General features: G+C 48.1%; 8 protein-coding genes. All 8 read left to right on the forward strand.

All coding sequences use genetic code 11. From position 1 onward, the window contains the following. Nucleotides 1-243 precede the first annotated feature (243 nt). Entirely contained in the window at nucleotides 244-804 is a 561-nt protein-coding gene (locus ACTHMC_RS15095) for an ExbD/TolR family protein (RefSeq protein WP_440414232.1), read from the forward strand. A 709-nt stretch (nucleotides 805-1,513) separates the two neighbouring features. Then, nucleotides 1,514-2,458, forward strand: coding sequence for an isopenicillin N synthase family dioxygenase (locus ACTHMC_RS15100; protein WP_440414234.1), 945 nt, complete (start codon nucleotides 1,514-1,516; stop codon nucleotides 2,456-2,458). Between the two features lie 152 nt (nucleotides 2,459-2,610). Continuing rightward, nucleotides 2,611-3,036, forward strand: a complete 426-nt coding sequence (locus ACTHMC_RS15105) for a hypothetical protein (protein WP_440414235.1) — start codon at nucleotides 2,611-2,613, stop codon at nucleotides 3,034-3,036. 63 nt (nucleotides 3,037-3,099) lie between these two features. Next, the gene (locus tag ACTHMC_RS15110; RefSeq protein WP_440414236.1) at nucleotides 3,100-3,690 is read left to right on the forward strand and encodes a penicillin-binding protein activator LpoB; all 591 of its coding nucleotides are present in this window, start codon (nucleotides 3,100-3,102) and stop codon (nucleotides 3,688-3,690) included. A gap of 24 nt (nucleotides 3,691-3,714) precedes the next feature. After that, the gene (locus ACTHMC_RS15115) at nucleotides 3,715-5,130 is read left to right on the forward strand and encodes a COG3014 family protein (RefSeq protein ID WP_440414237.1); all 1,416 of its coding nucleotides are present in this window, start codon (nucleotides 3,715-3,717) and stop codon (nucleotides 5,128-5,130) included. 480 nt (nucleotides 5,131-5,610) lie between these two features. Further along, a complete protein-coding gene (locus ACTHMC_RS15120) occupies nucleotides 5,611-5,820 on the forward strand; it encodes a hypothetical protein (protein ID WP_440414239.1) in 210 nt (69 codons plus the stop codon). A 46-nt stretch (nucleotides 5,821-5,866) separates the two neighbouring features. Continuing rightward, nucleotides 5,867-6,256, forward strand: coding sequence for a PadR family transcriptional regulator (locus ACTHMC_RS15125; RefSeq protein ID WP_440414240.1), 390 nt, complete (start codon nucleotides 5,867-5,869; stop codon nucleotides 6,254-6,256). Nucleotides 6,257-6,282: 26 nt separating this feature from the next. Further along, nucleotides 6,283-7,141 (forward strand): PspC domain-containing protein (locus ACTHMC_RS15130; RefSeq protein WP_440414242.1); only part of this gene is annotated, 859 nt, incomplete at its 3' end.

The following is a 7,141-nucleotide window of genomic DNA, read 5'->3' on the forward strand; positions in this document are numbered from 1 at the left end:
ACCCCCACCAATCCTGAATCAAAAAAAAACAAAAATACCCAAAAATGTGGGCTGACCTTGGGTCAGCCCACTTTTTTTTCGCACTGCCCAGTCGCTCGCGTCCCCCGCGAGTGACTTCTATTTGCTCGCCTCCGGCGAGTACGGTGTTCCCCATAGGCGAGCAAGTAGTCCCCGCCTACGCATCTCCTCAAAAAAAGATTATGGAATAATCGGCTCTCCGGATCTCATTCTAAACTCCTGCGTATGGCTGAAATAAACATGGCAACCAACTCCGGCGGAGCCGGCGTTCGCCGTAGCAAAAAGTACTCTACCCGCGTAGACCTCACGCCCATGGTGGATTTGGGCTTCCTCCTCATCACCTTCTTTATTTTCACAACCAGCATGACTGAGCCGAAAGCCACCCGTTTAAATATGCCTGCAGATGGACCGAATACAAAAAGTTCTGAAAGCGGCTCTCTCACCGCCATCCTTCTCGAAAAGAACAAAGTGTTCTACTACCATGGCTCATTAAACGAAGCCATAAAGAACAATGCCTGGGCCACCTGCAGCTTTGATTTTGCTAACGGTATCGGGCAAGTGATCCGCCAAAAGCAAGCCGCCCTCGACCGCAATAAAACCAATGGCCGCAACGACCTCGTCTTCATGATCAAGCCTCTCGACGAATCCGCCTACGGCAATGTAGTTGACGCGCTTGACGAAGTACAGATCAACGAGGTGGACAGGTATGCTATCATGGACATTGACCCTGTTGAAAAAGAAATAGTACTCAAGCTAATTGCAAAGCAATCATCTCCTCAACCATAACCACTGTCATCGATAAAAACATCGGGATCAAAACCTGGCTTTCCTGCTCCCGGCCTTAAACAGCCTTTCCAGGAAAGCCAAAACTGAACGCAAAAGCATACCATTACAAACAAGCATTCAGAAAATATAAAGTCCACAACACTACAACATAAAGTATAGCCCCGAACCTGCGCCGGCATTCGCTTTGCTACAACAATAACCGTAAGTGTTGTTGCAAAGAGTGGGGCCGGCGCTTCACATTCCGCCCCAATTAAACTCTACCCACGTAATCGATCTGAATAACCCTGCCACCTCATCAACTCAAAACCATCCACCCTGTTTTCAACTCAAAATCCTGCCACTAAACCAACCCTACCCCAATCCATTTACTCCCGCTGACGCACCCGGTACCTCTCCCCCTCCCCGCACAAAGGGAAATTCGTGCCTTGGAACAACATCGCAAAAAACTCTTCCCTTTTCAGCGTGCTCATGCGTCCGTGGCTCGGTAAGGCGGCCTCAAAACCTGTTGCCCCGCAGCTCATCAAACCTACATAAGTCCCATCCTCCATCCCTTAGCTCCCCCAAAAACATATGGACGGCAGTTTTTGCAGCCGCACTTACCGAGCCACGGACGCTCAATCACCCCACAAAACCAATCACAGATTATTTTTTCGTAACTTGTTAACCGCACTTGAATTCCCCCACGTGCATCAACACCTAAATTAATTTTATGGCAATACCGGTAGTTAACCTCGCTGACTTCACCTCCGGCGATCCCGAATTGAAAAAATCCTTTGTCAACCAGTTAGGCAAAGCCTATGAAGACGTTGGTTTTGTGGCAGTAAAGAACCACGGTATCTCAGACGACCTGATTGCGGATCTCTATAAATACGTGCAGCAGTTCTTTTCTTTACCGCTCGACTCCAAAAAGAAATACGAAGTGCCCGGCCTTGCCGGCCAGCGTGGTTACACTTCTTTCGGAAAGGAACATGCGAAGGGCAGTGATGCGCCGGATCTGAAGGAGTTCTTTCAGTACGGACAGATCGTTGAAGACAATGACCCTGTAAAATCCGAGTACCCTGACAATGTGAAAGTGAATGAAGTAGAAAGTTTCAACATCACCTTTGAAAAGGCATACCGTGCATTTGAGAAGTCGGGGAAATCATTGCTGCAGGCCATTGCCCTGTATCTTGGTCTTGATGAGCATTATTTTGATGAGCATATCCATAATGGCAATTCCATTCTGAGGGCTATTCATTATCCACCGATCACATCAGAGCCGAAATCGGCCATCAGGGCGGAGCAGCATGAGGATATCAACCTGATCACCCTGCTGGTAGGCGCTTCAGCCGACGGGTTGCAGATCCTCACCAAACAGAACAACTGGGTGGGAGTAACTTCCTTACCGGAGCAGATAGTGGTGAATGTGGGCGATATGCTCCAGCGGCTTACCAATAACAAGCTGAAATCAACCACCCACCGCGTGGTGAACCCACCCCGCGAGAAATGGCATACTTCCCGTTTTTCGATCCCCTTCTTTTTACACCCGAAAAGTGAAATGAGCCTGGCGGCGCTTGACAGTTGTATCGATGCTACTCACCCCAAGGCATACCCTGACGCCACTGCCGGAGAGTACCTTGATGAGAGGCTCCGGGAAATAGGGTTGAAGAAATAGGGGTAAAGCACTGGTTTATTGTCTTTAGTAATGAATGGGTTACGGAACAAAATACCCATTTAGTTGAAACATAGGCTGGTGGCCGGATTTAACTGCCGGTTAACGGAAATCGTGCTAGCTTTGTATTGTATAAATAACTAAAAATGAAGGTTATGAAAAAAGTAATACTTCCATTTTTCGCGTTTGTAGCGCTTGGTTTTACAGTTGAAGCGCAGAATCTGGCGCCGGACCAGAATCCCCGGTATATGGAAAGCCAGCAGCGATACATGCGCATGGCGGATTCCATCAATGCCTGGCATAGCACTACTCCACAGGAAACCTATAAAGCCATCGATTACCTGGTAGATAAAAAAGAAGCCAGGGATGCCCGCCGCGCATTCCGTCGTGAACTGCGCATGGAAAGAGCCCGCTGGAACAACGATTTCTACTACGGCTATGGCGGTTATTATAATAACTATAATAATTACTATCCTGGCGGTTACCGTAATGGCTGGCGAAATAACTGGAACAACTATTTCTGGAATTCAGCACTGCCCATTGCAACCGGTATCGGTCTTTCCAGCTGGTGGTGGAGATAGTAACATTTAGTTCCACCCGATCGTAATACTCATCACAAAACCATTTGTATAAATAATACCAATATGAAGAAAGTTCTTTTGGCTTTTGCAGCTTTAGTTGCAGTAAGTGTTATCAGTGTATCCTGTGCCCACAAAGTAACCCGGATTGACCCTAATGAGCAGGTGGACCTCAGCGGCCGCTGGAACAATACTGACTCAAGACTGGTGGCAGAAGAAATGACCGAGACCATCATCAACAACAAATGGGTGGGCGATCACCTGGAAGCACATAAAGGCCAGAAGCCAGTGGTGATCGTTGGTTTTGTAACCAACAAAAGCCATGAGCATATCGAAGCAGAAACCTTTGTGAAGGATGTTGAACAGTCATTCATCAAAACCGGCCGCGTAAGACTGGTACAGGGTGGTAAGAAAAGAGAAGAGCTTCGCGCAGAAAAAGCAGATCAGCAAACCAACTCCTCCACTTCTTCCATGAAGAAGTTCGGAATGGAGCAGGGCGCAGATTATATCCTCCAGGGTTCTATCAACTCCATTGTTGATTCTCAGAAAAGACAAAAAGTGGTTTACTATCAGGTGAATCTCGAGCTCACCAATATCGAAACCAATGAAGTGGTTTGGATCGGCGACAAGAAGATTGCCAAATATGTGAAGAACTGATGAAGTAAATCCGGAGCCGTTTCCATGCAGATATTACCTATCAATAATATGAGAGCATTGGCTATGTTACCGCTGATGCTCTTATTGTTTTCCTGCGTTACTTACAATAACCGCATCGCTGATTATTATGCAGCCATGCGTAATAACAATTATACCAAAGCTGAAGCCACACTGGAGAAAACAAAGATCCTGCAGGCCAAACGCAACCGCCTGCTCTATCTGTTTGAAAAAGGGAAGATGGCCCACTTGCTGAAACAGTACGACTCCAGCAATATGTACTTCAATGAGGCCGATGTATTCATGGAAGATGTAAGGACCTCCGCTGGTGATCTCGCTCTGGGTACACTGCTCAATCCCATGATGCAGACCTACAAAGGGGAGGCCTTCGAGAAGTTCATGCTGCATTACTACAAAGCGCTCAACTACCTCTATCTTGGCAGGCCCGATGATGCATTGGTGGAAGCAAGAAGGATCAGCCTCAGTAACTATGCATTGCAGGACAAAACAAAAAGCGACAACAAATACAATGATGATGCCTTCTCTCTCATGCTACAGGGCATCATCTATGAACAGAGTGCTGACTGGAACAATGCATTCATCGCTTACCGGAACTCCGTTGATCTGTTTCTAAAAAACAATAACAGCTATTATGGTGTGGCAATCCCGGAGCAACTGAAGCAGGACCTGCTTCGTGCTGCGGAAAAGAATGGATTCACGGATGAGCTTGGCCGTTACGAAAAGCTCATGAATACCAGTTACCAGAAACATCCTGAAGCCCCCGGCGGCGAACTGGTGCTGTTCTGGGAAAACGGGCTGGCTCCGGTGAAGGAAGAGCAGAACTTCTTCTTCGCGCTAACTAAAGATGGGCTGGGAAACTTTTCCTTTGTTGACCCCTCCGGATCTTTCAACATCCCTTTCAATTTCGCATCTTATAATATCAGGAGCGCAGACCTGAAACTGGATGATCTTCGTTCCTTCAGAGTGGCGTTCCCCCGTTATGTAGAGCAGCCCACCTACTACCGGAGCGCCAGCATTTCTCTCAATAACCAGCAATACTCCCTGGAAAAAGCGGAAAACATCAATGCTCTCGCCTTTACCACCCTCCGGGAAAGGTTTTTGAAAGAAATGGGCACTGCGCTTGGCAGGCTGGTGGTGAAAAAACTGGCTGAAATGGCCGCCCGCCCGAAAGCTGATGATAAGAACAAAGACACAAAAGAAGCTATAGCCCTGGCCATCCAGGCATTCAACTTCGCTTCTGAAAAAGCGGATACCCGCAACTGGCAAAGCCTGCCACATACCATCTATTATACAAGAGTTCCCCTTCAAAAAGGTGCCAACCAATTGGTTTTCAAAGCTACCGGCCCTACCAGCCAGGATATCAACCTGGTAGTGGAAGGCAAGGGCGGCCAGCAAGTGCAGAGTGTGGTAACGCTCAGATAATCAATTTACTTACACAGTGCCCGGTAGCTCGCCTCCGGAGAGTTACTTATATTTTCGTCGCCTCCCGGCGACACAGTGGGCTGACCAAAAAAGGGATAGAGCCTTTACTCGGAGAGCAGTCGCTCGCGTCCCCGCGAGTGACGGGTATGCCGTCGCCTCTGGCGACACGGTGCTCGCCGGAGGCGAGCGAGTGCTCCCCGACTAATTGCAGGCTTGCTTCAACCGAAATCGACCCCTAAAATCCCACTTTGTCCTGCCGCTCGACCCGGTTTCTGACCACTCCCTGAATTCCCCCAAATTCTTCTCAACCTTTCTTGAATAAGAAAATCCGCTACCAGACTGCATTTCACGCAAAACTCATTACCCTCCTATGAAAATTACCTGTAGAAATAAGGTACTGTGTGTTGCATAGTACTAGAATTCTCCGTATGTTTGTGTTGTGAATGATCGATATCACCAAAAATTGAGCATTCAATGTATATGTTAATAAAAGTTGCACTGGTTGTTTTGTTATTGACCTCTCTGCTGACCGCCGGCATGGATGATCAGCAGACCAACGCAGCCAACGCTGCGGCAACCGAAACCGAAACAGTTTCCGAAGAAAAAGCAGTTAAAACAGTTTCTGCCGTAGAATCCGCATCAGGTTGGGCAGATGAGTTTACTCCCATTACTTTTGTCACTTTCAGATAAAGCAACCCAAGTATAGCCAGCCCCAAAGGGGCAAAAACGAACAAGTATGAATATTGAGAATACACAGAGCCAGATGCGCAAGGGGATTTTGGAGTTCTGCATTCTCTCCATTATCAGACGGGGTGAAGCTTACCCGAGTGATATTGTGGATGAAATGCGGGGAGCCAACCTCCAGATCCTGGAAGGAACCCTGTATCCCCTCTTAACCCGATTGAAAAATGCCGATATGCTTACCTACCGCTGGGTGGAAAGCAACTCGGGGCCGCCCCGGAAATATTTTTCCCTTACTCCAAAAGGCGAAGAGTTCTACCTGGAACTGCAGGCTACCTGGAATGAACTGGCGAATGCCGTGAACACCCTGGCCAGCAAAAGGGATTCTCTTCCTTCAACCGCAGGACCAACTTCCATTGAAACCAATCCTGATACTTCCAACTAACACTTCAACCGTCAAATAGCAGAACAATGAAAAAAGTCATCAATATAAATTTCCAGGGCAGGGTGATTCCCATTGAGGAAACGGCCTTTGACCTGCTGAAGCAATACATCGACAGTTTGCGCAGCTACTTTGCCCGGGAGGAAGGACGTGATGAAATTATCAATGATATCGAAAGCCGCATCGCTGAGCTGTTTTCCGAAAGACTGAAAAAAGGAGCTGTTTGTATCACTGATGAAGATGTGAACCAGATCAGCGCCAGTATCGGCCGCCCTGAAGATTTTGATGATGACGGCGGAAGCACCGGAACTCAGGAAACTGCAGGGGAAGAAGCCAAACAATCGCAGTCTCAGCAACAGCAGCAATCACAACCCGGCGCCGGTCAGTATGCAACCGGCCGCGGAAGGCTCTATCGCAATACAGACGATAAGATCCTCGGTGGTGTTTGTAGCGGCCTGGCCAATTACCTCGGTATAGACCCTGTGATCTTACGTATCCTGTTCGTGTTACTGGTTGCGCCTCTTTTCTGGGTGTATATCCTGCTCTGGATAGTTGTGCCTGGTAAATCCGTACAAACGAATATCACCAAACGACTTTACAGAAGCAGTGATGATAAGGTGTTTGCCGGTGTTGCCGGAGGCCTGGCCCAGTATTTCCATATCGACGCCTGGATCCCCCGGCTCATCTTTGCCCTGCCTTTGCTGATTGCACTGGTATCAGGCCCTTTCAATTTCTTCTTTGATCACGACTGGGGCTTTTCCATCGGGCCGAAATTCATCACAGGATCTTTGGGCAGCACCCTGTTCATTACTTATATCATCCTCTGGATTGCAGTACCGGTGGCCGTAACAGCCTCCGAGAAACTGGAAATGAGGGGCGAAAAAGTAG

The organism is Pseudobacter sp. (assembly GCF_051955275.1).
GTDB lineage: Bacteria > Bacteroidota > Bacteroidia > Chitinophagales > Chitinophagaceae > Pseudobacter.